General features: G+C 69.8%; 25 protein-coding genes and 2 tRNA genes. 12 read left to right on the top strand and 15 right to left on the bottom strand.

Annotated features, from left to right (window positions below; genetic code table 11):
* Positions 1–47 precede the first annotated feature (47 nt).
* Positions 48–563: a DNA starvation/stationary phase protection protein Dps gene (gene dps, locus ACWH43_RS11480; protein ID WP_448153467.1), complete on the bottom strand. Its 516-nt coding sequence runs from the start codon at positions 561–563 to the stop codon at positions 48–50.
* Between the two features lie 172 nt (positions 564–735).
* Between dps and ACWH43_RS11475 the strand changes: the two genes are divergently transcribed.
* Complete coding sequence (locus tag ACWH43_RS11475) at positions 736–1,218, top strand: pyridoxamine 5'-phosphate oxidase family protein (RefSeq protein WP_158444979.1); 483 nt, start codon at positions 736–738, stop codon at positions 1,216–1,218.
* 10 nt (positions 1,219–1,228) lie between these two features.
* Positions 1,229–1,471, top strand: a complete 243-nt coding sequence (locus ACWH43_RS11470; RefSeq protein WP_158444978.1) for a hypothetical protein — start codon at positions 1,229–1,231, stop codon at positions 1,469–1,471.
* A 148-nt stretch (positions 1,472–1,619) separates the two neighbouring features.
* Here the strand turns inward: ACWH43_RS11470 and ACWH43_RS11465 are convergent, their stop codons facing one another.
* The 5 genes from ACWH43_RS11465 to ACWH43_RS11445 form a co-directional block, all read right to left on the bottom strand.
* Entirely contained in the window at positions 1,620–2,210 is a 591-nt protein-coding gene (locus ACWH43_RS11465; protein WP_158448054.1) for a PopZ family protein, read from the bottom strand.
* Positions 2,211–2,400: 190 nt separating this feature from the next.
* Complete coding sequence (locus ACWH43_RS11460; RefSeq protein ID WP_260349618.1) at positions 2,401–3,792, bottom strand: TolC family outer membrane protein; 1,392 nt, start codon at positions 3,790–3,792, stop codon at positions 2,401–2,403.
* Positions 3,793–3,978: 186 nt separating this feature from the next.
* Positions 3,979–4,617 carry a protein-L-isoaspartate O-methyltransferase family protein gene (locus ACWH43_RS11455; RefSeq protein WP_158445393.1) on the bottom strand — a complete coding sequence of 213 codons (639 nt, stop codon included), beginning with the start codon at positions 4,615–4,617 and terminating at the stop codon, positions 3,979–3,981.
* A 161-nt stretch (positions 4,618–4,778) separates the two neighbouring features.
* On the bottom strand, positions 4,779–5,069 hold the full coding sequence (locus ACWH43_RS11450; RefSeq protein ID WP_158445392.1) for a GlsB/YeaQ/YmgE family stress response membrane protein: 291 nt from the start codon (positions 5,067–5,069) through the stop codon (positions 4,779–4,781).
* 233 nt (positions 5,070–5,302) lie between these two features.
* A tRNA-Asn gene (locus ACWH43_RS11445) sits at positions 5,303–5,377 on the bottom strand.
* 166 nt (positions 5,378–5,543) lie between these two features.
* On the opposite strand from ACWH43_RS11445, the gene ACWH43_RS11440 reads away from it, so the two are divergent.
* Positions 5,544–5,617: transfer RNA gene (locus tag ACWH43_RS11440), tRNA-Cys, on the top strand.
* Between the two features lie 303 nt (positions 5,618–5,920).
* On the opposite strand, the gene ACWH43_RS11435 is transcribed toward ACWH43_RS11440, so the two are convergent.
* Both ACWH43_RS11435 and ACWH43_RS11430 read right to left on the bottom strand, forming a co-directional pair.
* Complete coding sequence (locus tag ACWH43_RS11435; protein ID WP_158445391.1) at positions 5,921–6,163, bottom strand: YdcH family protein; 243 nt, start codon at positions 6,161–6,163, stop codon at positions 5,921–5,923.
* Positions 6,164–6,319: 156 nt separating this feature from the next.
* The gene (locus ACWH43_RS11430) at positions 6,320–7,114 is read right to left on the bottom strand and encodes an SDR family NAD(P)-dependent oxidoreductase (protein WP_158445390.1); all 795 of its coding nucleotides are present in this window, start codon (positions 7,112–7,114) and stop codon (positions 6,320–6,322) included.
* A 170-nt stretch (positions 7,115–7,284) separates the two neighbouring features.
* Between ACWH43_RS11430 and ACWH43_RS11425 the strand changes: the two genes are divergently transcribed.
* The 3 genes from ACWH43_RS11425 to ACWH43_RS11415 all read left to right on the top strand — a co-directional run bounded on the left by ACWH43_RS11425 (position 7,285) and on the right by ACWH43_RS11415 (position 9,544).
* Positions 7,285–8,001 carry an alanyl-tRNA editing protein gene (locus ACWH43_RS11425; protein WP_158445389.1) on the top strand — a complete coding sequence of 239 codons (717 nt, stop codon included), beginning with the start codon at positions 7,285–7,287 and terminating at the stop codon, positions 7,999–8,001.
* A gap of 127 nt (positions 8,002–8,128) precedes the next feature.
* Positions 8,129–8,986 carry a 3-mercaptopyruvate sulfurtransferase gene (gene sseA, locus ACWH43_RS11420; RefSeq protein ID WP_158445388.1) on the top strand — a complete coding sequence of 286 codons (858 nt, stop codon included), beginning with the start codon at positions 8,129–8,131 and terminating at the stop codon, positions 8,984–8,986.
* A 45-nt stretch (positions 8,987–9,031) separates the two neighbouring features.
* Positions 9,032–9,544, top strand: coding sequence for a cupin domain-containing protein (locus tag ACWH43_RS11415; RefSeq protein ID WP_158445387.1), 513 nt, complete (start codon positions 9,032–9,034; stop codon positions 9,542–9,544).
* Positions 9,545–9,565: 21 nt separating this feature from the next.
* Here the strand turns inward: ACWH43_RS11415 and tsaA are convergent, their stop codons facing one another.
* A complete protein-coding gene (tsaA, locus tag ACWH43_RS11410; protein WP_158445386.1) occupies positions 9,566–10,057 on the bottom strand; it encodes a tRNA (N6-threonylcarbamoyladenosine(37)-N6)-methyltransferase TrmO in 492 nt (163 codons plus the stop codon).
* A gap of 68 nt (positions 10,058–10,125) precedes the next feature.
* Positions 10,126–10,332: a TOBE domain-containing protein gene (locus ACWH43_RS11405; protein ID WP_158445385.1), complete on the bottom strand. Its 207-nt coding sequence runs from the start codon at positions 10,330–10,332 to the stop codon at positions 10,126–10,128.
* A gap of 114 nt (positions 10,333–10,446) precedes the next feature.
* Between ACWH43_RS11405 and modA the strand changes: the two genes are divergently transcribed.
* The 6 genes from modA to ACWH43_RS11375 all read left to right on the top strand — a co-directional run bounded on the left by modA (position 10,447) and on the right by ACWH43_RS11375 (position 17,941).
* Positions 10,447–11,262, top strand: coding sequence for a molybdate ABC transporter substrate-binding protein (gene modA / locus ACWH43_RS11400; RefSeq protein WP_158445384.1), 816 nt, complete (start codon positions 10,447–10,449; stop codon positions 11,260–11,262).
* 10 nt (positions 11,263–11,272) lie between these two features.
* Complete coding sequence (gene modB / locus ACWH43_RS11395; RefSeq protein WP_158445383.1) at positions 11,273–11,971, top strand: molybdate ABC transporter permease subunit; 699 nt, start codon at positions 11,273–11,275, stop codon at positions 11,969–11,971.
* Positions 11,968–13,065 (top strand): molybdenum ABC transporter ATP-binding protein, encoded by a 1,098-nt coding sequence (modC, locus tag ACWH43_RS11390; RefSeq protein WP_158445382.1) that lies wholly within the window; start codon positions 11,968–11,970, stop codon positions 13,063–13,065. The genes modB and modC overlap by 4 nt, the downstream gene beginning before the upstream one ends.
* A gap of 258 nt (positions 13,066–13,323) precedes the next feature.
* A complete protein-coding gene (locus tag ACWH43_RS11385; protein WP_158445381.1) occupies positions 13,324–15,831 on the top strand; it encodes a heavy metal translocating P-type ATPase in 2,508 nt (835 codons plus the stop codon).
* 2 nt (positions 15,832–15,833) lie between these two features.
* On the top strand, positions 15,834–16,244 hold the full coding sequence (gene cueR / locus ACWH43_RS11380; RefSeq protein WP_158445394.1) for a Cu(I)-responsive transcriptional regulator: 411 nt from the start codon (positions 15,834–15,836) through the stop codon (positions 16,242–16,244).
* 278 nt (positions 16,245–16,522) lie between these two features.
* Complete coding sequence (locus tag ACWH43_RS11375) at positions 16,523–17,941, top strand: M20 family metallopeptidase (protein WP_158445380.1); 1,419 nt, start codon at positions 16,523–16,525, stop codon at positions 17,939–17,941.
* Between the two features lie 361 nt (positions 17,942–18,302).
* On the opposite strand, the gene ACWH43_RS11370 is transcribed toward ACWH43_RS11375, so the two are convergent.
* From ACWH43_RS11370 to ACWH43_RS11350, 5 genes are all read right to left on the bottom strand, one after another.
* On the bottom strand, positions 18,303–18,548 hold the full coding sequence (locus ACWH43_RS11370; protein ID WP_158445379.1) for a hypothetical protein: 246 nt from the start codon (positions 18,546–18,548) through the stop codon (positions 18,303–18,305).
* Between the two features lie 70 nt (positions 18,549–18,618).
* Positions 18,619–19,479 carry an energy transducer TonB gene (locus ACWH43_RS11365; protein ID WP_260349616.1) on the bottom strand — a complete coding sequence of 287 codons (861 nt, stop codon included), beginning with the start codon at positions 19,477–19,479 and terminating at the stop codon, positions 18,619–18,621.
* Positions 19,476–19,922 carry a TonB system transport protein ExbD gene (gene exbD / locus ACWH43_RS11360; protein ID WP_158445377.1) on the bottom strand — a complete coding sequence of 149 codons (447 nt, stop codon included), beginning with the start codon at positions 19,920–19,922 and terminating at the stop codon, positions 19,476–19,478. The genes ACWH43_RS11365 and exbD overlap by 4 nt, the downstream gene beginning before the upstream one ends.
* Before the next feature lie 3 nt (positions 19,923–19,925).
* Positions 19,926–20,978, bottom strand: coding sequence for a tonB-system energizer ExbB (gene exbB / locus ACWH43_RS11355; protein ID WP_158448052.1), 1,053 nt, complete (start codon positions 20,976–20,978; stop codon positions 19,926–19,928).
* 599 nt (positions 20,979–21,577) lie between these two features.
* On the bottom strand, positions 21,578–24,022 hold the full coding sequence (locus tag ACWH43_RS11350) for a penicillin-binding protein 1A (protein ID WP_158446094.1): 2,445 nt from the start codon (positions 24,020–24,022) through the stop codon (positions 21,578–21,580).
* Positions 24,023–24,128 lie beyond the last annotated feature (106 nt).

The raw sequence follows: 24,128 nt of genomic DNA, 5'->3' as shown, positions 1-24,128 counted from the left end.
TCAACGTTTTCGATGACGTCGCGCCGGCAGTCGCCTCCGAAGCGGGCTCAGCCGAGATTCGACTGCAGGAACCAGAGCGATTTGTCGAGCATGCGGGAATAGGCGGTGAGGATGTCGGCGGAATTGGCGTCGCCGGCCTCGTCGCAGGCGTCGATCGCCTCGCGCACCTTGTTGCCGGCGTCGGCATAGCGCTCGATCAGCGCGCCGAGGTGATCCTGAACCGAAATGATGTCGGTCGGATAGGCTTTGAGCGAGGTCGCGTCTTCCGTGGTCTGCGCCGTGCCCAGGGCGATGCCGCCGAGCTGCGCGATCCGCTCCGCGACCGTGTCGACATGCACGTCGAGCTCGTCGCGAAAGCCGTCCAGCATCAGATGCACGCCGATGAAGCCGGGCCCCTTGAGATTCCAGTGCGCCTGCTTGGTGATCAGCGCCAGATCGATTCCGTCCGCGAGGCGCTCGTTGAGCAGGCCCACGACCTTCGTCTTGGTGTTGGAAGCCAGGTCGATCTTGCTCGACTTCACGATTTTCGCGGCAGCGGATGATTTCGTCGCAGTCTTGGCCATGAGCAGGCTCCCCCGGGGTGAAACAACGGTCGCGCGTTCTGCCTCTCTGGTGGAGCGCGCGCAGCTTCTACGCGCGAGAGTGCGGGTTGTTCCCGCATCGGAACCGCCGGGCCGACGGAACCTCGCCCGCGCCCGGCAGTTGCATCGGCACGACCCGCAACAGGAGAACCGCATGTCGCGCAACGATCAGGACCGCGTATGGGACCTCGTCGACTCGATCAAATTCGCGATGCTGGTGACGCATGACGGCGACGGAGACGGGCTGCGCGCCCGCCCAATGCATGCGAACGCCCGGCGCGAGGACGATGCGATCTATTTTCTGACCGACCGGCGCGACCAGAAGGACGACGAGATCCGGCTCAACGACGCCGTCTGCCTCGCCTTCGCCGACCCGTCCGACCAGCGCTATCTGTCGATCGGCGGGGTCGCCACCCTCCTCGACGACCGCGCCCTGGTGAAGTCGCTCTGGGCGGCCGCCGACAAGCTGTTCTGGGACAGCCCCGACGATCCCGATATCCGCGTCCTGCGCGTGCGCCCGACATCGGCGGAATACTGGGACAGCCCCGGCAAGATCGTCACCAGTGTGAAAATGGCCGCGGCCGCCCTGACCGGGGCGAAGCCGCAGCTCGGCGACCACCGCAAAGTCAGTCTCTGAGGGCAGGCAGATGAAGCTTCTCGTTCACCTTCTCGGGGCGTGGGTCTCGGTCGAGGCCGCGTCGGGCCGCTACCCCCGGCCGCTGGCCATCGGCCTCACCATGCTGGTCTCGCGCCTCGGCGCGCCGACCGCGGCGCTGACCGTGGCGGGCTACGCTCTCAAGCGCCTCAACGAGGCCGGCGCCTTCGACCGCTTGCGGAAGCCCGCCCGCAGGGCCGAGGCCAAGGCAGGCCGTCTCGCCAAGGCGGAATAGGCGCGGCGGAACGCCGGCCAGCCTGCTTCGGGCGGCCGACGCGATGGCTTGGAGCCTCGCGCCGAAAAGCGGGCTGTGGTTTTCGGCAAAGCCGATGCGGAGCGAGGCGTCCAGGCCATCGGACCGACTACGATATCCGGTCCGATGGTCAGCCGCGCCCGCCGCGCGCGACCCGCTCGATCTCGGCCCGCACCAGACGCTCGACCATCGAGGGAAGATTGTCGTCGAGCCAGGTCTTCAGCATCGGCTTGAGCATATCCTTGACCAGGTCCTCCAGCGTGCGGGCATTGTTGCTCAGGACGGTGTTGGCGAGCTGGCCGAAGGCGCTGGTGACGGCCGAGCTGGCCTGATCGGACAGCAGGCTCGCCATGTCGACCGCCTGCGGCGCCGGCTCGGGCCGGGGAGCGGCGGCGGCGATCGGCGCCGCCTCGGCCGGAGCGGCCTCCGCCGCCGGAGCCGGCGGACCGAAGGCCTCGGTCTCGCGGAAATCGAGATCGGCCTCGACCTCGGGCTGGTCAGCGGCAGCGGCCGTTTCCGGCTCCGCCGGCGGGGCGGCGACGAAGGCCGCCTCGGTGCCCAGATCGAGCACGTCGTCGTCGATCACGGCCGGCTCCGGCTCGGGAGCCGCAGGCGCCGGCGCGGCCCCGGCCGGCTTGGCTTCGTCGTCGGAAATGATCCGGCGGATGGAAGCCAGGATCTCCTCCATCGACGGTTCATTGGGCTTGGCTTGCGCGTTCATGGCAGTCCGGACCGTTGGGCACCGCGCGCGCCGATGGAATCAACGCCGCTCCACCGCGCAGTATTCCATGTGAGTCCGGTCAGACAAGGCGGTAAAGCCTTCCCCCACAGGAGAAAACCGCTCCGCCGCCTCGTTTCCGGGAGATGCCGGCCCTGCCCCGAGCCGGCGGCCGGGCGAACGCCGTCCGGGCTCAGCGCCCGTCGGGCGTCTGCGTGCCCCACAGCTTGTCCTTGACCTGGTCGTAATGCTGCCGCGCGTCATAGGTGGCGGTCTTCAGCCTCAGCGTCTGGGCCGAGAGCTTGCCGATCGCCGAGAGCACGGCATAGGACGCCACGACGCGGTCGCGCTGCGCCGTCACCAGCGTCGAGCGGGCGCTGACCAGCTCCTGCTGCGCGTTGAGCACGTCGAGCGTCGTCCGCTGCCCGACCTTGGCTTCCTCGCGCACGCCGGCGAGCGCCGTCGAGGCCGCCTCCACCTGGGCCTGCGCCGCCACGATCTGCGCCTTCGCCGCCTCGAGCCCGCCCCAGGCCGAAATCACCGCGGCGCGCACGGTGTCGCGCTGGGTGTCCACCTCGATCCGGCGCTGCCCGGCCGTCTCCTTGGCCTGGCGGGTGCGGGCATAGACCTGCCCGCCTTCGTAGATCGGGATCGTCAGGGCGCCGACGATGCTCGCCGAGACCCGGTTGTCGCCGTAATACTGCGAATCGTAGCGCTGCTGCACCGAGCCGGTGACGCCGAAGGTCGGGCCGAGATCGGCCTCGGTCACCTTGACCTGCAATTCGGCCGCGTCGACGCCGTGCAGCGCCGCGACGATGGCCGGATGGCCGGTCAGCGCCTGGCTGAGGGCCGCCGGCAAGGATTTCGGCAACAGGTTCTCGACCGGCCGGCCGGGCGCGAGCGAACGCGGCTCCATGCCGACATTCTGGCGATAGCGCGCCACCGACGTCTTGAGGTTCGATTCGGCCAGGATGGCCTGCGACTGCGCCGAGGACAGGCGCGCCTCGGCCTGCGCGACGTCGGTGCGCGTCACCTCGCCGACCTGGAAGCGGTCGCGCGTCTGGCGGAGCTGCTCCTCCAGAACCTCGACGTTGTTGCGGTTGAGGTTGAGGATCGCGGTGTCGCGCAGCACGTTCATATAGGAGGTCGCGGCGTCGAGCAGGACGTTCTGCTCGGTGTTGCGCAGCGTCTCGCGCGCGCCGAGAACCTGCGATTCGGATTGGCTGATCGCGCTGCGGGTCTTGCCGGAATCGAAGATGTTCTGGGTGATCTGCACGCCGGCGCCGCGCGGCGCGAGGCGCGAATCGACCCGGGTGTGATAGGGAGACGTGCTCGCCAGGGCGGGGATTTCCGACTCGGTGATGCTGGCTCCGATATCCGCGGAGGCGGTGATCTTGGGCCGGTAGCCGGCCCGCGCCTGCGGCACGTTCTCGTCGGTGGCGCGCACCGAGGCCCGCTGGGCGTTCAGGGTCGGATTGCCGGCATAGGCCCGTGCCAGCGCGGCTTCCATCGTCTGCGCCTGCACGCTCGCCGACCAGCCGCCCGCGAGCAGCACCGTCAGGACGGTGCCGACCCCGAGACCCAAACCCTTTTTATCGCTTCGTCTTTCCACTGGACGCCTCTCGTGCGCACTCAAGTCGCGCCCAGGCATCGCCCCAGCCTCGGCAGAAGTCTTCATTTCATACCTGTCCCGGAGCCGTCCGCCAACAGCGGTCGCCGCCCCGGGCCGGGTTTCCGTGAACAGGTGCCGCAAAAATGCGACACCCCGGCCTCAGAACACGAATTCCGGCGGGCGCCGGAATTCGGCGAGTTCGGGCGCCGCGGCGTCGAAGACGGGGCGGCCGGCAACGACCTCCCCGGACTTCTGGTAGAGCTTCACGCGGGCGGCGCGCCCGATTCCCTCGACCACGACGAGGCGGCCTTCCTGCCGCAACAGGGGAAACAGGCTCGCCGGCTCGACCTCGCAGGAGCCGCTCACCAGAATCGCATCGAAGGAGCCCTTGGCCGGCTCGGCCTCGGCGACGACAGCCCCGCTTCCGGCCCGCGCCAGCGCCGCGACGGCCAGCGCGCGCGCCGCCGGATCGGTCTCCCAGAGCGTCGCCTTCACGCCCATGCGGTCCATCAGGGCGGCCCCGTAGCCGGTGCCGCCGCCATATTCGAGCGCAGCCTCGCCGGGCTGGAGATCGAGCGTCTGGATCATCCGCGCGATCACCATCGGCGCCATCAGCGCCCGCCCGGTGCCCGCCAGCTCGATCGCCTGGTCGAGATAGGCCAGATAGGCCTGATTCTCCGCGACGAAGACCTCGCGCGGAACCGTGTCCGCCGCCGCCAGCACGGCCCGGTCCGTGACGTCATAGGTCCGCAACTGGCAATCGACCATATTGCGGCGAAGCCCGGTGAAACCTTCCATGCCCTGAACTCTCCGTCTGCACCGCCGCCCGGACGCAGCTCCGAGGCCATCTCGCCAGAAGCCCGGCACGGCGGCGCCGCTCATGGCAGCTTTCTGTTCGAGTGCAGCGCAAAAGGCAAGCGCGCTCGCGCAAGGCGGGCTCGCCGGCCGGCGAGCGAAAATCAGTCCTGCGGACGCCCGAAGCGGCGCCAGCCCCACAGAGCTCCGAGGACCAGCAGCGAGCCCGCGAAGGCGGCGATCACGTCGCGCAGGGAAATGGCGATGGCGTCGAGGCCGGCGAAAAGCTGGAACCAGCGGAAGATCAGGCCGCCGACCACGGCGCCGGCGAGCCCGACGGCCAGATTCCGCAGCGGGCCGAATCCGCGCCGCTCCCAGCGGATCGCGAACCCCGCCAGGCTGCCGCCGATCAGCCCGACAATCACCCAAACGACGAGATGATCCAGCGTCTGCATGCCCCGCTCCGGTCGGCCGGCCCCTGCCGGTGGCGCCACCATGACGCAATCCCGGGTCTTCAGCCAGCCCGTGGCCTCGCGGAGCGGTTCTCGCGGGCGCGGCGGACGGGATGACCGTCTGCGAGCCCGCCCGCATGCGAGGCCCAGGGCCGCGTCTTTTGCTGCGTCTGCGTTTCAGGCGGCCGCAACGAAAAAGGGCTCGGGCGATCGCGCGCCCAAGCCCTTGAAACTGCTGGCTCCCGGAGCAGGATTCGAACCTGCGACCAATCGATTAACAGTCGATTGCTCTACCGCTGAGCTATCCGGGAACGGTGGCGGGGTAATAGCCGCGCACTCGGCGGTGCGCAAGCCCCTTGTGACGGCAAAACACATCTTCATGCCGCGGCGGCGAAACCGGCTGTTGCGGCTTGCGGCGCGTCCGGCTTGTCGGTATAGCCGCTGTCGCGAGAGCGGCGCTGGCCGCCCTCGCTGGAAGGCCTCGTGGCGGAGTGGTTACGCAGAGGACTGCAAATCCTTGCACCCCGGTTCGATTCCGGGCGAGGCCTCCAACAGCATTTTCAAGCGCTGATTTTATTGCGCTTTTTCCGCGATTTCCTCGCTCTTCCGGCCGCCGGCTTTTCCGGCGGGTCGTTTCGCTCGCGGCTTCGCCCTCGGAGCGAGTGATGGCGCCCGCTCAGGCGCCGGCCGGCTCGCGGCGGTCCGCCTTCCTGAAATCGTGGTCCGCTTCCGCGATTCCCGGCCGAAGGTCGCCATCCGCTCATGCCGGAGGCTCCGCTGCCGGCGGCGACCCCGCCGCTGATCGGGATCGCGATCAGCGGCGGCACAGGCGCGTCGCCGGGCCGGCGCGCTGGTCAGGACGCGTCGGCCAATGCCCTTGCGATCTCGTCCTTGATCTGAAGACGGCGCTTGCGCAGCTCGACCTCGCTCAGATCGTCGATCGGCTCGATCTTGGTCTCGGCCAGATGGACCTGATCGTTCACCTGGTCGTATTGCTCGAGCAGCCTGGCGAATTCGGCGTTCGAGACCTTGAGCTTGTGGATCGCGTCCATCTGCCCGGGAAATTCGTCGGCAAGCGTATGCGGCGTGTTGGACATGGAGGCACCTCGTCACTGTGTGGATGCCTGGACGATAGCCATGGATGCCGGCCCGGGGCTTGATCTGGCGCAACGCCTTTCGACACGATCTGCGCAACTGCCTTTTCGCTACCGCCCCTGCCATCCTCCCGACCGATCACGGCCGCAGCCGGTGAATCAGCCTCGCTTCAGGCTCCGGCTCGCCACGCGCGCCATCAGCGCGAAATAGGCGCGGTACGGCAGGCAGCGGCCGATCTTGAGCAGGAAGGCCAGGCGGCGCGGAAAGGTGATCTCGAAGCCGCCGCGCTCGAAACCGTCGGCGATCCGCCGGGCGCTTTCGGCGGCCGACATCAGCAAGGGCATGGCGAAGCCGTTGCGCTGCGTCATCGGCGTGTCGACGAAGCCCGGATTGACCACCTGCAGCCGCACGCCGAGGGCCTCGCAGTCGAAGCGCAGCGATTCGCAGAGATGGATCGCCGCCGCCTTGGAGGCGCCATAGGCCGCGCCGCCCGGCAGGCCCCGATAGCCCACCAGCGAGCCCGTGACGGCCACCTGCCCGCGCCGCCGCCCCTGCATCGGTTCCAGAATCGCCGAGAGGCTTTTGACGACGCCGAAGAAATTGACGGCCATGGCCTGCTCGAACGCCGTCAGGTCGAGCGGCGAGCCGGGGGTGCCCGAAGCCACGCCGGCATTCAGGAACGCCAGCGCGATCGGGCCGTGCACCGTCTCGATGCCCGCCACCAGGTTGCGCATCGAAGCCGCATCGGTGACGTCCCCGGCATGGACGACGAGCCGCCCCGGCAGGCCCTGCGCCTGCCGCGCCAGCGCTTCGAGCTGCTCGAATCGGCGGGCGGTGACGGCGACCGTCCAGCCGCGCCGCGCCAGCTCGAGCGCCACGGCGGCGCCGATGCCGGAGCTGGCGCCGGTGACCCAGGCGACGCCGTCCTGCGGTTTCATGCGGGGCAACGCCATGACAGCTCCGGATCCGGTCGGGACCTCCATCTAGGCATCGGCGCGGGGCACAGGAAGCCTCGCCGCCGCGTCATCCCCGTTATCCCGCCGGCGAGGTGGCACCCGGCGCGCAATCGGTGCAGTCTGCGGCACAGCGGCGCCGCGCCGCAGGACACGAGACCAGGAAGCCCATGCCGACCGAACTGCTCTTTCGCCAGGACGCCTATCTGAAGGAGACCGCCGCGACGGTCGCGGCCGTCAACGAGCGCGGCGGCATCGTCCTCGACCGGACGGTCTTCTATGCGACCGGCGGCGGCCAGCCGGGCGATGCCGGCAGCCTGCGCCGCGCCGACGGCAGCGAAATCGCGATCGGCACGACCATCTACGATCCCGAGGACAAAAGCCGCGTGATCCACGTCCCGCTCGAAGGACAGGCGTCGCCGGAGCCCGGCGAAACCGTGACGGCGGTGCTCGACTGGGAGAAGCGCCTCAAGCGCATGCGCGTCCACACCGCCCTGCACCTGCTCAGCGTCGTCCTGCCCTACCCCGTCACCGGCGGTTCGGTCGGCGACGCGGACGGGCGGCTCGACTTCGACATTCCCGAGGGCGGGCTCGACAAGGACGAGGTCGCCGAGAAGCTGAACGCCCTCGTCGCCCGCCATGCCGACGTCACCGAGCGCTGGATCACCGATGCCGAGCTCGACGCCAATCCCGGCCTCGTCAAGACCATGTCGGTGAAGCCGCCGCGCGGCTCGGGCCGGGTTCGGCTCGTCGCCATCGGCGACATCGATCTGCAGCCCTGCGGCGGCACCCATGTGCGCAACACCGCCGAGATCGGCCTGCTCGCCGTCACCGCCATCGAGAAGAAGGGCAAGCAGAACCGGCGCGTGCGCATCGCGCTCGCCTGACGCTGCGCTCCGCCTGACCCACCGTCGCCGTTCCGGGCAAGATCGTTCCGGGCTAGCGGCGAAGCCCTGCCCGGACCGGCGGCGCGGTCGGGCTGCTCGGACAAGATCCCGCCCGGAGGACATCACCATGGCCCGCGAAGACGTTTTCGTTTCGACCGACTGGCTCGCCGGGCATCTCGACGCGCCCGAAGTCGTCGTGGTCGACGGCTCCTGGTATCTGCCGGCCCATGGCCGCGACCCCCATGCCGAATTCGCCGAGCGCCGCATTCCCGGTGCCGTGCATTTCGATATCGACGCGGTGAAGGACACCGCCTCCAGCCTGCCGCACATGCTGCCGCGGGCGGAGGACTTCGCGGCGGCGGTCGGCGCCATGGGCATCGGCGACGGCATGCGCATCGTCGTCTATGACGGCCTCGGCCTGTTCTCGGCGCCGCGCGTGCGCTGGACCTTCCGCAGCTTCGGGGCAAAGGACGTGGTGATCCTGGAAGGCGGCTTCCCGAAATGGCAGGCCGAGAGCCGGCCGATCGAGCACGGTCCGCCGCGCGCCCGCGCCGCCCGCAATTTCACCGCCCGGCTCGACGCCGCCGCCGTGGCCAGCGCCGAGGATGTCGCCGGAGCGCTCGCCGGCGGCGAGGCGCAGATCGTCGACGCCCGCCCGGCCGACCGCTTCCGCGGCGAGGCGCCGGAGCCGCGCCCCGGCGTCCGCTCGGGCCATATGCCCGGCGCGCTCAACGTGCCGGCGACCGCCCTGATCGCCGATGGCCGGCTGAAGGACGCCGCCGCGATCGCCGCCGCCTTCACCGAGGCGGGCGTCGATCTCGACAGGCCGCTGATCACGAGCTGCGGCTCGGGCGTCACCGCCGCGATCCTGTCGACGGCGCTGGAGAGCATCGGCAAGCCGGGCCGCGCGCTCTATGATGGCTCCTGGTCGGAATGGGGCGCGAGCGACCGGCCGATCGCGACCGGGCCGGCGAAGCAAGGCTGACCGGACACCGTTCACAGCCCTCGTCCCGAGGGCAAGGAGGCCGCCATGGACGACGATCATTCGCACGACCACCCGCACGAGCATTCCCATGAGGAGCCACGCTGGAAGCATGACGGCGTGCGGGTGATCTCCGGCGACAAGCTCGACCCCAACACGGCGCAGACGCCCGGCATGTTTCGGCAGGCCGCGATTAACCACGCCCGCGTCGGCGCGCAGAAGATCTGGGCCGGCACGGTCGCGATAGAGCCCAATGCCAAGACCGGCGTGCACCATCACGGCGAGCTCGAAAGCGTGATCTATGTGGTGAGCGGCAAGGCCCGGATGCGCTGGGGCGAGCGGCTGGAATTCGTCGCCGAGGCCGGGCCGGGCGACTTCATCTACGTGCCGCCCTTCGTGCCGCATCAGGAGATCAACGCCGATCCCGACAACCCGCTGCAATGCGTGCTGGTGCGTTCGGACAACGAGGCGGTGGTGGTCAACATCACCGATGTCGACCCGGTCGAGAAGCCGGAAGAGGTCTACTGGGTCGACCCGATCCACAAGCACCCGCACAAGTGAGCGGATGCCGGCGGCAGGCTCTCACCCCGTCTCGAAATCGCCCGGCTGCGGCGGGGCGATCGGCTTGAACAGCGTCCTGTCCGGCTTGATGTCGAGCAGCGGCGTCTCGTCGAGGCAGTCGAGCCCGCGCACCAGCAGCACAGGGCCCTCGCGCGCCACCAAGGTCGCGATCGAAGTGCCGATCGGATTGGGCCTGACCGGCGTGCGCAGCGCGAAGGTGCCATGGGTCTCGCCGTTGCTGGCCGGACTCTGGCGGACGAGGTCGCGGCGCGACTGGTGCAGCCAGTAGAGCACCTCCAGCCGCTCGAAGCGCTCGATGCCGGCGAGCGCCTGGTCCCAGGGCGCGAACAGCGCGATGCGGCAGACCGGCCCGTCCGCCCTGCCCTGCCGCGGGCAGATCAGCCGCGAGGTCCAGGGCGTGCGGATGGTGCCGATGAAGACGAGGCCGGCATCGTTCGCCTGCGGCGGCGGAACGGCGACCTCGTTCTCGCGGATCTCGTTCTCGCGCACCATGGCGGCCTCTTTCCTCGCTGCGTCGGCCCGATCCCGAAAGCGGTTCCCGCTTCCGGGTCCGGCGCGGGTCAGTCGATCGCGATCATCACGTCGGAGGCCTTGACCACGGCATAAGCCTCCTTGCCGACCGTCAGGGCAAGGTCGTCGACCGCGGCGTTGGTGATCGAGGCGGTGACGATCGTGCCGCCGATATCGATGCGGACATGCGCGGTGGTGGCGCCCTTGGCGACCTCGACGATCCTGCCCTTGAGCTGGTTGCGCGCGCTGATCTTCATCGCTGCCTCTTCGTTTCCGATGCCGCGGCCAGGCCGTGGCCGCCGGCCATCCTTGACTTGGCCGCGGGCGCGCGGCAACCATCGCTATATCCGTTCGTATACAACGACAACATCATGAGGGACAGCATGATCAAGCGCCGGACGATGCTGGGGATGGGCCTGGCCTTGGCGATGGGGCTCGCGCCCGCTTTCGACGCCGCCCAGGCCCAGACCAAGGAACTGGTGGTCTTCGCCGCCGCGAGCATGAAGAACGCGCTCGACGAGGCCGCCGCCAACTGGGTCAAGGAGAGCGGCAAGCCCGCGCCGAAGATCTCCTACGCGGCCAGCAACACGCTGGCCAAGCAGATCGAGAGCGGCGCCCCGGCCGACATCTTCATCTCGGCCGATCTCGACTGGATGGATTATGCGGCGAGCAAGAACCTGATCAAGCCGGAGACGCGCGTCAGCCTGCTCGGCAACAAGATCGTGCTCGTCGCCGCCAAGGATTCGACGGCCAAGGTCGAGCTCAAGCCGGGGGTCGACCTCGCCGCCGCGCTGGGCTCGAACCGCCTCGCCATGGGCAATGTCGATTCCGTGCCGGCCGGAAAATACGGCAAGGCGGCGCTCGAGAAGCTCGGCGCCTGGGACAAGGTGAAGGACAAGATCGCGCAGGCCGACAATGTCCGCGCCGCGCTGCTGCTGGTCTCGCGCGGCGAGGCGCCCTTCGGCATCGTCTACGCCACAGACGCCGCCGCCGATCCCCAGGTCAAGGTCGTCGCCGCCTTCCCGGAAGGCTCGCATCCGCCGATCGTCTATCCCGTCGCCGCCACCAAGGATTCGACCAATCCCGACGCTGCGGCCTTCCTGACCTATCTGCGCGGCCCGGCCGCCAAGCCGGTCTTCGAGAAGCAGGGCTTCACCGTCCTCAACAAGCCCGCCTCCGCGTCGTGAGCCGGCCGGCTTGAGCCATTGGTTGACGCCCGAGGAGTGGACGGCGGTCAGGCTCAGCCTGGTCGTCGCCACCACCGCCATGCTGGCGAGCCTGCCTTTCGGGCTCGCCGTCGCGCTTTTGCTGGCGCGCGGGCGCTTCTGGGGCAAGTCTCTGCTCGACGCGGCGGTGCATCTGCCGCTGATCCTGCCGCCGGTGGTCACCGGCTACCTGCTGCTCGTCGGCTTCGGCCGGCGCGGACCGATCGGGCAGTTCCTCTATGAGTGGTTCGGGATCGTCTTCTCCTTCCGCTGGACCGGGGCGGCGCTGGCCTGCGCGGTGATGGGCTTCCCGCTGATGGTGCGGGCGATCAGGCTCTCGATCGAGGCCGTCGACCGCAAGCTCGAGGCCGCCGCCGGCACGCTCGGCGCCAACCCGGCCTGGGTCTTCCTCGTGGTAACGCTGCCGCTCTGCCTGCCCGGCATCCTCGCCGGCATGATCCTGTGCTTCGCCAAGGCGATGGGCGAGTTCGGCGCGACCATCACCTTCGTCTCGAACATCCCGGGCGAGACGCAGACCCTGCCCTCGGCGATCTACACCTTCACCCAGGTTCCCGGCGGCGAGACCGGCGCGATGCGGCTGACGCTGATCTCGATCGCGATCTCGGTCGCCGCCCTCTTCCTCTCCGAGGTCATGGCCCGGCTGGTCGGGCGGCGGATCGCGGTCGAATGACCGAGCCCGTCCTCGACATCGCCGTCCGCCACAAGCTGGGCGACTTCCTGCTCGACGCCAGCTTTCGCTCACAGGGCCGGCTGACGGCGCTGTTCGGCGCCTCCGGCTCCGGCAAGACCTCCCTCGTCAACGTCATCGGCGGCCTGATCCGCCCGCAATCCGGCCATGTCCGGGTCGAGGGCGAGACGCTGGTCGATACCGCGCGGGGCGTCGTGCTGCCGCCGCACCGGCGCCGGCTCGGCTATGTCTTCCAGGAAGCGCGCCTGTTCCCGCATCTCACCGTGCGGCAGAACCTGCTCTTCGGCCACTGGTTCGTGCCGCGCGCGCTGCGCAAGCCGGCCGAGCTCGACATGGTGCTGGACCTGCTCGGCATCGGCCATCTGCTAAAGCGCCGGCCGGGCGCGCTGTCGGGCGGCGAGAAGCAGCGCGTCGCCATCGGCCGCGCGCTGCTGGCCCAGCCGCGCCTGCTCTTGATGGACGAGCCGCTCGCCGCGCTCGACGAGGCCCGCAAGGCCGAGATCCTGCCCCATATCGAGCGGTTGCGCGACGAGGTCGGCATCCCGATCGTCTATGTCTCGCATGCCCTGACCGAGGTCGCCCGCCTGGCGACGACCGTCGTCGTGGTCGAGGCGGGCCGGGTCGGCGCCTGCGGACCGACGGCGGAAATCCTCTCGCGCCTCGACCTCGCCTCGCGCCCCGGCGCGCCGGAGGCCAGCACGCTGCTGGCCGCCGAGGTCGTGGACTTCGACGAGGCCTTTGGGCTCGCCCGGCTGGCGACGCCGGCCGGAGAGTTCGCCATCGCCCGCGGAGCGCTCAGGGCCGGGCAGCGCCTGCGGGTCCGGATCATGGCGAGCGACGTCATGCTCGGCCTGGCCCCGCCCGAGGGCACCAGCGCGCTCAACATCCTGCCCGGCCGCATCGCCGAGATCGGCGAGCGCAGCGGCGAAGGCGGCAGCACCGTGCATCTGCGCCTCGACTGCGCCGGCGAGGCGCTGGTGGTGCGGCTCACCGCGAAATCGGCGGCAAATCTGGCGCTCGCGGTCGGCAAGCCGGTCTACGCCATCGTCAAGAGCGTCTCGGTCGAGACCCCTTGACGCTGTCCCGCGGCGGTGCCGCGGAAGCCGCCGTGTTGCGCCAACCCCACCCCCGTCATTCCGGGGCTTGACGCAACGAAGGTTCGCGCCTCGGGCGCGCCCCGGAATGACAGCATGGGGCCGCGAAAATCACGCGCGCCCCCAAGGTCGAGGCTCGCGGCCCGATCACCCGTTGCCCGAAAAAGACATCACGCCTCCCTTGACCTTCCCATGATGGGAAGCCCCATATGAACCGTCATCACGATGAAGGAGACGGCGATGACGGTCGGCGACAAGACGAAGGACGAGCTGGCGACGCTCGACATGGGCATCGAGGGCATGTCCTGCGCGAGCTGCGTCGGCCGGGTCGAGCGCGCCATCGCGGCGGTTCCCGGCGTCGAGTCCGTTGCGGTCAATCTCGCCACGGAGCGGGCGCATCTGACCTTCGCCAATGATGGCGACAGGCGCGGCGACGTGCTGAAGCGCGTCGAGGAAGCGGTGCGCCAAGCCGGCTACCAGCCGGCCGAGCAGACCATCGAGCTTTCCGTCGACGGCATGAACTGCGCCTCCTGCGTCGGCCATGTCGAGAAGGCATTGCGCGCCGTGCCGGGCGTGGTCGACGCCACCGTCAATCTCGCCACCGAGCGCGCCAGCGTGAAGGCGCTGACCGGCGGCGATCTCATTCCCGCGCTCGTCGAGGCGGTCGAGAAAGCCGGCTACGAGGCGAGCCCGCTCAAGTCCGATGACGGCGACGCGGCCGGCCATCACGACCATATGGCGATGGCGAAGGCGCAGGAGCAGGCGCAATTGCGGCGCTCGGTCCTCCTCGCCGGCGCGCTGACGATCCCGCTGCTGGTGATCGAGATGGGCGGCCATATGGTGCCGGCCCTGCACCACTGGCTCTCCGGCACCTTCGGCGACGGGAATCTGCGCATCCTCTCCTTCGTCCTCGCCACCATCGTCCTGTTCGGGCCGGGGCTGGTCTTCCTGCGCAAGGGCTTGCCGGCGCTGCTGCGCGGCGCCCCCGACATGAACACGCTGGTCATGCTCGGCGCCGGCGCGGCCTGGCTCTATTCCAGCGCCGCGACCTTCCTCCCCGGCCTGCTGCCGGAAGGAACGGCGCTGACCTATTTCGAATCGGGCGCGGTCATCGTCACGCTGATCCTGCTCGGCCGCTGGTTCGAGGCCCGCGCCAAGGGCCGCACCGGCGCCGCGATCCGCAGCCTGATCGCACTCCAGCCCAAGACCGCCCGCGTGCTGCGCGAGGGCCGCGAGAGCGATATCCCGGTCGAGGAGGTCCGCCCCGGCGACAGCGTGATCCTGCGGCCGGGCGAGCGCGTGCCGGTCGACGGCGAGGTCACGGAAGGCTCCTCCTTCGTCGACGAATCGATGATCACCGGCGAGCCCGCTCCCGTCCGCAAGGAAGCCGGCAGCCTCGTCACCGGCGGCACGGTCAACGGCTCCGGCGCGCTGCGCTTCACCGCCCGCAAGGTCGGTTCCGACACGCTGCTCGCCCAGATCGTGCGCACCGTGCAGGAGGCGCAGGGCGCCAAGCTGCCGATCCAGGCCGCGGTCGACCGGATCACGCTCTGGTTCGTGCCGGCGGTGATGGGCGTGGCGCTCGTGACCTTCCTCGTCTGGCTGTTCTTCGGCCCAAGCCCGGCCCTGTCCTTTGCGCTGGTCAATGCCGTCGCGGTGCTGATCATCGCCTGCCCCTGCGCCATGGGGCTCGCGACGCCAACCTCGATCATGGTCGGCACCGGCCGCGGCGCCGAGCTCGGCATCCTGTTCCGGCAGGGCGACGCCTTGCAGGCTCTGCGGGACGTCGCGATCGTGGCGCTCGACAAGACCGGCACCCTGACCCGGGGCAAGCCGGAATTGACCGATATCGAGCCGGCCACGGGCTTCGAGGCGAACGCGGTGCTGCGCCTGATCGCCTCGGCCGAGAACCGCTCCGAGCACCCGCTGGGGCTGGCCATCGTCGCGGCGGCGAAGGAGCGCGGCCTCGCGCTCGCCGAGCCGGCGGATTTCGCCAGCGATGCCGGCCGCGGCGTCACCGCGACGGTCGAAGGCAGGAAGGTCGCCATCGGTGGCCACAGGCTGCTGGAGCAGGACGGCATCGACGTTTCCGCTTTCACCGGCCGGGCGCAGGCGCTGGCCGAGGCCGGCAAGACACCGCTCTACGCAGCGATCAACGGCAGGCTCGCCGCCGTCATCGCCGTCGCCGACGCGGTCAAAGAGACGACGCCGGCCGCGATCAGGACGCTGCACGAGCTCGGCCTCAAGGTCGCGATGGTGACGGGGGACGATCGGCGCACCGCCGAAGCCGTGGCCCGCCAGCTCGGCATCGACGAGATCCGCGCCGAGGTGCTGCCGACCGACAAGGCCGAGGTCGTCAAGGGCCTCCAGAAGGACGGCGCCCGGGTCGCCTTCGTCGGCGACGGCATCAACGACGCCCCCGCCCTCGCCCAGGCCGATGTCGGCATCGCCATCGGCACCGGCACCGACATCGCCATCGAGAGCGCCGATGTCGTGCTGATGTCGGGCGACGTCATGGGGGTACCGCGCGCGATCGCGCTCTCCAAGGCGACGATCGCCAATATCCGCCAGAATCTCGCCTGGGCCTTCGGCTACAACGCCATCCTGATCCCGGTCGCGGCCGGCCTGCTCTATCCGCTCTGGGGCGTGCTGCTCTCGCCGGTCTTCGCCGGGCTCGCCATGGCGCTGTCGAGCGTCAGCGTGCTCGCCAATGCGCTGCGGCTCAGGCGCTTCAAGGTGGAGACGTGACGATGAACATCGGCGAAGCCTCGGCCCGCTCGGGCGTCAGCGCCAAGATGATCCGCTACTATGAGAGCATCGGATTGATCGAGCCGCCGTCGCGGAGCGCGGCGCAGTACCGGGTCTATGCCGATGACGACGTGCATACGCTGCGCTTCGTCCGGCGCGCCCGCGACCTCGGCTTCTCGCTGGAGGAGACCCGCGCATTGCTGGCGCTCTGGCGGGATCGCGGCCGCGCCAGCGCCGATGTGAAGAAGCTCGCCATGGCCCATATCAACGAGCTCGAGGCGAAGGCGGCCGCGCTCAAGGCGATGGCCGACACGCTCCGGCACCTCGCCGCGCATTGCCATGGCGACCACCGGCCCGACTGCCCGATTCTGAGCGATTTCGCCGCCGCGACGCCGGCACGGGGAAAGGGCTGACTGCGCAGGACGGCTTCGGCCGACCGATGGCTTTCACCTCGTCGTCATTCCGGGACATGGCGAAGCCATGGGCCCGGAACCCGGAACCGATGCGGCCCATCGAGACTTGCCCCGATCGGACCCGCCTTCGCGCAGCAGGGCATCGGGTCTGGGTTCCGGGCTCGATCCTGCGGATCGCCCCGGAATGACGGCGAAAGCGCCGTTCCGCCATGCGCAGGGCGTCTGGACTATGACAGGAAGCCTTGCTCATATGCCGCCTTCATCAAGGCGGAACGATCATGGACAATCGAAACGATCTCTGGCGGCATGTCGACGCGAACAAGGAGCGGCTGATCGCGCTCTCCGACCGGGTCTGGGGCATGCCCGAGGTCTGCTATACCGAGAAGCGCTCCGTCGCCGAGCATATCGCCGAATTGAAGCATCAGGGCTTCCGCGTCACCGAGAACGTCGCCGACATCCCGACCGCCGTGATCGGCGAGGCCGGCGAAGGCGGCCCGGTCATCGCCTTCCTTGGCGAATACGACGCCCTGCCCGGCCTGTCGCAGGAGGCCGGAATCGCCGAGCACAAGGAGATCGAGGCCGGCGGCCACGGCCATGGCTGCGGCCACAACCTGCTCGGCTCCGCCGCCATGCTCGCCGCGGTCGCGATGAAGGACTGGCTCGTCGAGAACAAGATCCCCGGCCGCGTGCGCTATTATGGCTGCCCGGCCGAGGAAGGCGGCGCGGCAAAAGCCTTCATGGTCCGCGCCGGCGCCTTCGACGACGCCGATATCGCGATCTCCTGGCATCCGTCGAGCTTCTGGGAGGTGGCGCCGGCCCTCGCCCTCGCCAACACCCGCGCCGATTTCGTCTTCACCGGCCGCGCCTCGCATGCCGCCGCCGCGCCGCATCTCGGCCGCTCGGCGCTCGACGCCGTCGAATTGATGAATGTCGGCGTCAACTACATGCGCGAGCACATGCCGAGCGACGCGCGCGTGCACTACGCGCTGCTCGACACCGGCGGCATCGCGCCCAACGTCGTGCAGGCCCATGCGCGCGTGCGTTACTCGATCCGCGCCCGCGACCTGCGCGGCATGCTGGAGCTCGTCCAGCGCGTGAAGAAGATCGCCGAAGGCGCCGCGCTGATGACGGAAACCAAGATGGAGATGCGCATCGTCAGCGCCGTCTCCGACCTCCTCGCCAACACGCCGCTCGAAGAGACGATGCACAAGGTGATGGAGGAGCTCGGCCCGCCGCATTTCGACGATGCCGACAAGGCCTTCGCCGAGAAGATCCGCGCCACCCTCTCGCCGCAGGACATCGCCGCGATCTGGCGCACCATCGGCATGCCGGATACCGGCGCACCGCTCGCCGACTTCCTCGTCCCGCGCGACGCGAAGCGCAACCCGGCGATCGGCTCGACCGATATCGGCGATGTGAGCTGGGCCGTGCCGACCGTGCAGGCTCACGCGCCGACCGTCGCGCTCGGCACGCCCTTCCACACCTGGCAGGTGGTGGCGCAGGGCAAGGCGCCGGCCGCGCACAAGGCGATGGTCCATGTCGCCAAGGCGATGGCCGCGACCGGCGCCGCCGTGCTGAGCGATCCGGCGCTGATGGCGGCCGCCAAGGCCGATCACAAGGCCCGCCTCGGCAAGGAAGGCTACACCTCGCCGCTGCCGCCCGAGGTCAAGCCGCCGCTGACGATGTCTCTGGGCTGATCGGCGCCCGCAGCCATGCGCGAGCGGAGCGCGGGATTCGCTCCTGCGCCCCGTCTCGCCGCCTGCCGGCAGAGCCAGGCCCGGGGCTCCGGCCGCAGCGGAAAAACACCGCCGAACCGAGACCGCGCGGCCGGTATCGATGGTCAATGCGTTGATTTTTCAGCGATCTTCATCGGGTCAAAAATAAGTCAGCAATGCTACCCTTTTGCCCTTGCGGGAGGCGGGTGGCCCTCCTATTTAGGATGCAGCGCAGCAGAGATGTTGCGCCGCCCTCCTTGGGCGTTTCCTCCCTAGACTTGGGCTGCGCTCCGCGCGGCCCTTTTTTCTGTCTGGAGGTCCGCCGCCAGTCGCGGCGCGGCCGCTACCAGCGCCGCCAGCCGTACCAGGGGCCGCCGAAACCTGCGTCGAAGCGGTCGAACTGGTAGCGCCGGTCGGCCGAACGATCGAGGTCGACCTGCAGCAGGCAGTTGGCGAATCCCTCGCTGCCGACCCGGAAGCCGTAGGAGCGGCAGCGCGCCTCGTCGGCCGCCCTTCGCTCCTCCATCGTGACGCAGCCGCTGCACAGGAGCGCCAGCAGCAGCCCGGCGGCCAGTTTCGATACGGTCATCGCAAATCTCCTCTCTGCGACTGCCGGGATTAACCGCCGGAAACGCCGCCGGTTCAATCCCGGACGATCCCTATCGCGAGAATCTGATCGGAACGGAGAGCGAGATCGAGCCGCCGCCGAGTCCGTCGGGCGGCGGCGGAACCGGGCTCGCCCGGCGGATCATCGCGACCGCCTCCTGGTCGAGAGCCGCGTCGCCCGAGCCGCGCACGAGGCGCGCCGACAGCACGCGCCCGCCGCGGTCGATGCTGAAGGCGACCTGGACCGTGCCCGGGTTCGCCCCGGTCGGGAAGCGCTTGAAGCGGTTGAGATGGGCGATCAGCGTGCCGCGCCAGCTCGCGGTCGCCGCCGGCGAGGCGGAGGACGCGCCGGAGGCCGGAGCGGCGGCGCGCGGCGCGATCTGCGCCTGCGCGGTCGGCGCCGAATTCTGCTCGGACCGGGGCTTGTCGGGATTCACCGGCTTCCTGCGCTGGACCACCTTCGGCTTCGGCGGCGGCTTGCGCTTCACCTCCTTCGGCGGTGGTGGCGGCTCCTGCTTCGGCGGCGGCGACAGCACGGCCGCCGGATCCGGCAGCGGCGGCAGCTCGGGGATCTTGATCTCCGGCTCCGGCTGCGCGACAGGCTCCGGCTCCTCCGGCGGCGGCTCGGGCTCCTTGGGTGTCTCGACCGGCTCTGGCGGCGGCGGCTCGGGCTCGGATTCGACCATCTGCGGTCCGGGCGCGATCTCCTGCGGCGGCGTCTCCGGCGCCACCGCGAGCGGGGCGAGCTCGATCATCACGGCCGCGGGCGGCGCGCCGGCCGCAGCCTCGGCGCGCTGCCAGGTCGCCACCGCCCAGCCGGCCGCGCCATGGGCTCCGGCGACCACCAGGGCAGCCGCGCTCCAGCGCAGGGCGGCCGGCCAGAAGCGCGGCTGGGAGGAGCGTTGCAGACTCATGGCCCGGCCGCCGGAGCGCCCTGCCCGGTGTCTTCGAGGCCGACCAGCGCGATCTTGAGATAACCGGCCTTGCGCAGCAGGTTCATCACCTCCATCAGCTCGCGATAGGCCACGGCGCCGTCGGCGCGCAGGAAGATGCGCTGCTCGCGGTCATTGCTGGTGCGCTGGTCCAGCGTCGCCTGCAGCGCCTCGCGCGGCACCGCGTCGTTGCCGAGCGCCAGCGAGAGATCGCCCTTGACGGTCAGGAAGACCGGCGTCTCGGGTCGCGGCTGCGGCTGGGCGTTCGACACCGGCAGGTCGACCGCGACGTCCACGGTCGAGAGCGGCGCCGCCACCATGAAGATGATCAGCAGCACCAGGATGACGTCGATGAAGGGTGTGACGTTGATGTCCGCGACTTCGCCGAGATCGCCGTCCTGCGGATCCTTGAGCGAAACGGCCATGATTCACTCCGCCGGCATGCGGGGCATCGCCGCGGCCGGCTGGACGGCCTGCAGCGGCGCGCGCGCCGGCGCGGCGGCGGCGCGGCTGCGCCGCTCCAGATCGCGCGAGAGATGGCGCAGGATCTCGCCCGACGCGTCCGACAGCATCGCGCGGTAGCCGGTGATGGCACGGGCGAAGACGTTGTAGATGATGACGGCGGGGATGGCCGCGACCAGGCCGATCGCCGTCGCCAGCAGCGCCTCGGCGATGCCCGGCGCGACCACGGCGAGGTTGGTGGTCTTCGACTGGCTGATGCCGATGAAGGAATTCATGATGCCCCAGACCGTGCCGAACAGGCCGACGAAGGGCGCGGTGGAGCCGATCGTCGCCAGCAGGCCGGTGCCGCGCGCCATGTTGCGGCCGGCCCGCGCCTCGATCCGGGAGAGCGCGATCGCGGTGCGCTCCTTGGTGCCGTCCTCGCCGAGATCGGCCGAGCGGCGCGTCTCGTCCTGGGCCGCGGCGAGCAGCGCGCCGATCGCGCCGCGCAGCTTGCCGTCCTTGCCCGAAACGGTCCGGGCGGCCTCGCCGAGGCTGTCCGCCGCCTCGATCCGCCGCAGCGCGCGCCGCGCGCCGGTCTTGGCGGCGGCGAGTTCGAGCGCCTTGGCGAGCCAGATCGTCCAGGTCACCAGCGAGGCGAAGGCGAGGCCGATCATCACGGCCTTCACGACGATGTCGGCCGCCATGAACATGCCCCAGGGCGACAGGTCGTGCGGCAGGGTCGCGGCTGCGGGAGGATTCGCCGCCGCCGGAGCGGCGGGCGCATCGGCCGGCGGGAGCGCGGGATGGGCCGCGCTCGGCGGCGCGATCCCCATCTGCGGCGCGGCCGGCGGCAGCGGCTCCGTCGGCAGGGCCGGCTGCCCCGCCGGTGCGGCGGGCGCCGGAGCCGGCGACGGCGTCGGCTGGGCGGTCGAGGGAGCGGCCTGCTGCGGCTGATCGGGCGCCTGGGCCAGCACGGCCGAGGCCGGCGGCAGCAGCAGGCTCGCTGCGAGGAACACCGAACGGAACAGCTTTGTCATGACCAGTCCTACGTCCATCGCTCGGTCGCCGCTCCTCCCGGCCCGCCGCCTGAGACAGGGATCGCTTGCACGTTCTCGTCGACTATCCATCGGCGTGTGCAGCGGGAGCTTGCAGCCTCACATTGGAATAAATAAAAAAAGCGTACGTTTTCAGCGACTTGCGAGCAGCACGAGTGTTGGAAACGCTCCCTTGTGTCAAGGCTTCATTGCACTGCGGGATGAAGGGTCGCGTTTCGCGTATGCCTCGCGCGCGTTCCCGTGCGCCGCGGCGGCCTCCCCCGGCCCGGCGCGATCCGTGCGGAATCGGCCCGGGGAGCCGGACCGAACGGTCGCCCTGCCCTCGGGGAGCGTTTCGCTTTCATGGACATGCGCGGTCATCGCGGAGGCAGCCCGTGGCTGCGAACCGCGGACGGCACGAGGATGAGCGCCGCGGAAATCCGGGCTCCGGGCCCGAAGCGCTCCGGCCCGGTTTCCCGGAGCGCGCCCGGACGAGCGCATGTTTCCCTGTGACATCAAGAGGCCCGGCCGGACGGATCGCCGCCAGCGGAAATCGCGGCCTCATCACGGCAAGCCGGCCGCGAACGGCCGGCGCCACGAGCTCAGTAGAGGCCGCCGGTGCCCGAGCCGATGGCGCGGCCGCCGGCGCCCGCGCCGGGAACGACGCTGCCGTCGCCCGGCGAGCCGACGACCGAATAGCTGTCGGGCGGCGCGGTGCCGGGCTTGAAGGCCTCGAGGATGCCGCCGTCGCCGCTGGTGCGCATGCCGGTCTTGGGATCGACGCGGATCAGCTTGATGCCGGCGGGCACGCGGAACGGGGTCGCCGGCTTGTCCTTCAGCGCGACCGTCATGAAGTCGCGGAAGATCGGCGCGGCATACTGGCCGGCGGTGGCGGAGGTGCCGAGCGATTTCGGCTTGTCGAAGCCCATATAGACGCCGACGGCGAGATCCGGCGAGAAGCCGCAGAACCAGACGTCCTTGGCGTCGTTCGTGGTGCCGGTCTTGCCCGCGAGCGGCTTGCCGACCGACTTCACCACGGTCGCCGTGCCGGCATTGACCACGCCTTCGAGGATCGAGACCATCTGATAGGCAGTCAGCGGATCGATCACCTGCTCGCGGTTGTCGACCAGCCGCGGCTCGGGCTGGTTGGCCCATTTATCGGCGTTGCAGCCCTCGCAGACGCGCTGGTCGTGCCGGAAGATGGTGCTGCCGCTGCGGTCCTGGATGCGGTCGATCAGCGTCGGGCGGATGCGCTTGCCGCCGTTGACCAGCATCGAATAGGCGGCGGTCATCCGCATCACGGTGGTCTCGCCCGCGCCGAGCGACATCGACAGCACCGGCTGGAGATCGTCATAGATGCCGAAGCGGCGGGCATATTCCGCGATCAGCGGCATGCCGACATCCTTGGCGAGGCGCACGGTCATCAGGTTCTTCGAGAACTGGATGCCGTAGCGCAGCGTGCGCGGGCCGCTCCATTTTCCGCCGAAATTCTCGGGCCGCCACATGCCGAGCCCGCCGCCCTGATCGATCTCGATCGGCGCGTCGAGGATGATGCTCGACGGGGTGTAGCCGTTGTCGAGCGCCGTCGAATAGACGAAGGGCTTGAACGACGAACCCGGCTGGCGCAGCGCCTGGGTGGCGCGGTTGAACTCGGACTGGTCGTGGCTGAAGCCGCCGACCATGGCGAGCACGCGGCCGGAGAAGGGATCCATCACCACGATGGCGCCGTTGATCTCGGGAAGCTGGCGCAGGCGGGCATAGCCCGGCCGGTTGGCGATCGGCTCGACATAGACGACGTCGCCGACCGAGACCGCCTGCGAGACGCGGGCGCGCCGGGTCCACTTGATGCCGTCGGAGGCCAGGGTGATCGTGTCGCGCCGGGCATTGAGGATGCCGGCATTGTCGCGCAGCGGATGCAGGCCGAGCTTGGCGCTGTCGCCGCTGGTTTCGAGCACCACCGCGAGCCGCCAGGGAGCGACGTCGCCCAGCACCGGCAGTTCGCCCAGCACCTTGCCCCAGTCCTGCCCGGCGATGTCGAGCTTCTGGATCGCGCCGCGCCAGCCGCGCGCCTCGTCGAAGCGCACCAGCCCGTCGACCAGCGCCTTGCGCGCCATGAGCTGCATCTTGGGGTCGACCGTGGCGCGCACCGAGAGGCCGCCTTCGAGCAGCTTCTTCTCGCCGTAGCGGTCCTGCAATTCGCGGCGGATCTCCTCGGCGAAATAGCCGGCGGCGATGTTGTTGGGCGAGACCTGGCGCGGATTGACGCCGAGCGGCTGCTTCTTGGCCGCCTCCGCGACCTCGCGCTTGACGTAGCCGTTCTCGACCATGCGGTCGATGACGTAGTTGCGCCGCTCGATGGCGCGGTCGGTGTTGCGGAAGGGCTGGAGATCGCTCGGCGCCTTCGGCAGGGCCGCGAGATAGGCCGCCTCCTGCAGGTTCAGCTCGTGCACCGACTTGCCGAAATAGTTCAGCGCCGCGGCGGCGATGCCGTAGCTGCCGAGCCCCGGCGCCGGCGCGCCGAGATAGATCTCGTTGAGATAGAGCTCGAGGATCTTGTCCTTCGAATAGGTCGATTCGAGCTTCAGCGCGACCAGCGCCTCGCGGATCTTGCGCTCCAGCGACTGCTCCGAGCCGACGAAGAAGTTCTTCGCCACCTGCTGGGTGATGGTCGAGGCGCCCTGCGGCCGGCGATTGGCGCCGCGGTTGCGGAAATTATAGATCGCGGCGCGGACGAGGCCCTCGGGGTCGACGCCCATATGCTTGTAGAAATTCTTGTCCTCGGCCGAGATATAGGCGTCGACGAGCAGCTTCGGCACCGCCTGGATCGGCAGATAGAGGCGGCGCTCGCGCGCATATTCGGCGATCAGGCTGCCGTCGCCCGCATGGACGCGGGTCATCACCGGCGGCTCGTAGTTCCTGAGCTGGGCGTAGTCGGGCAGATCCTGCGAGTAATGCCAGATCAGGCCGCCGACCACGGCGGCGCCGATCACGAAGGCGATCGCGCCCGCGGCGAACAGCCAGCCGAAGATTCGCAGGATAAACCGCATCTCAGGTCCCGGACCCCATTTCTCCATCCGGCGGGCGCCGGATCGGGGCGCTTCGCAACGTGGAGCTATAACATGACCGAGATGGCGGAACCGTGGCCTGACGACC

Source organism: Allobosea minatitlanensis, from assembly GCF_964020775.1.
This window is presented reverse-complemented; position numbering and strand designations above follow the sequence as displayed.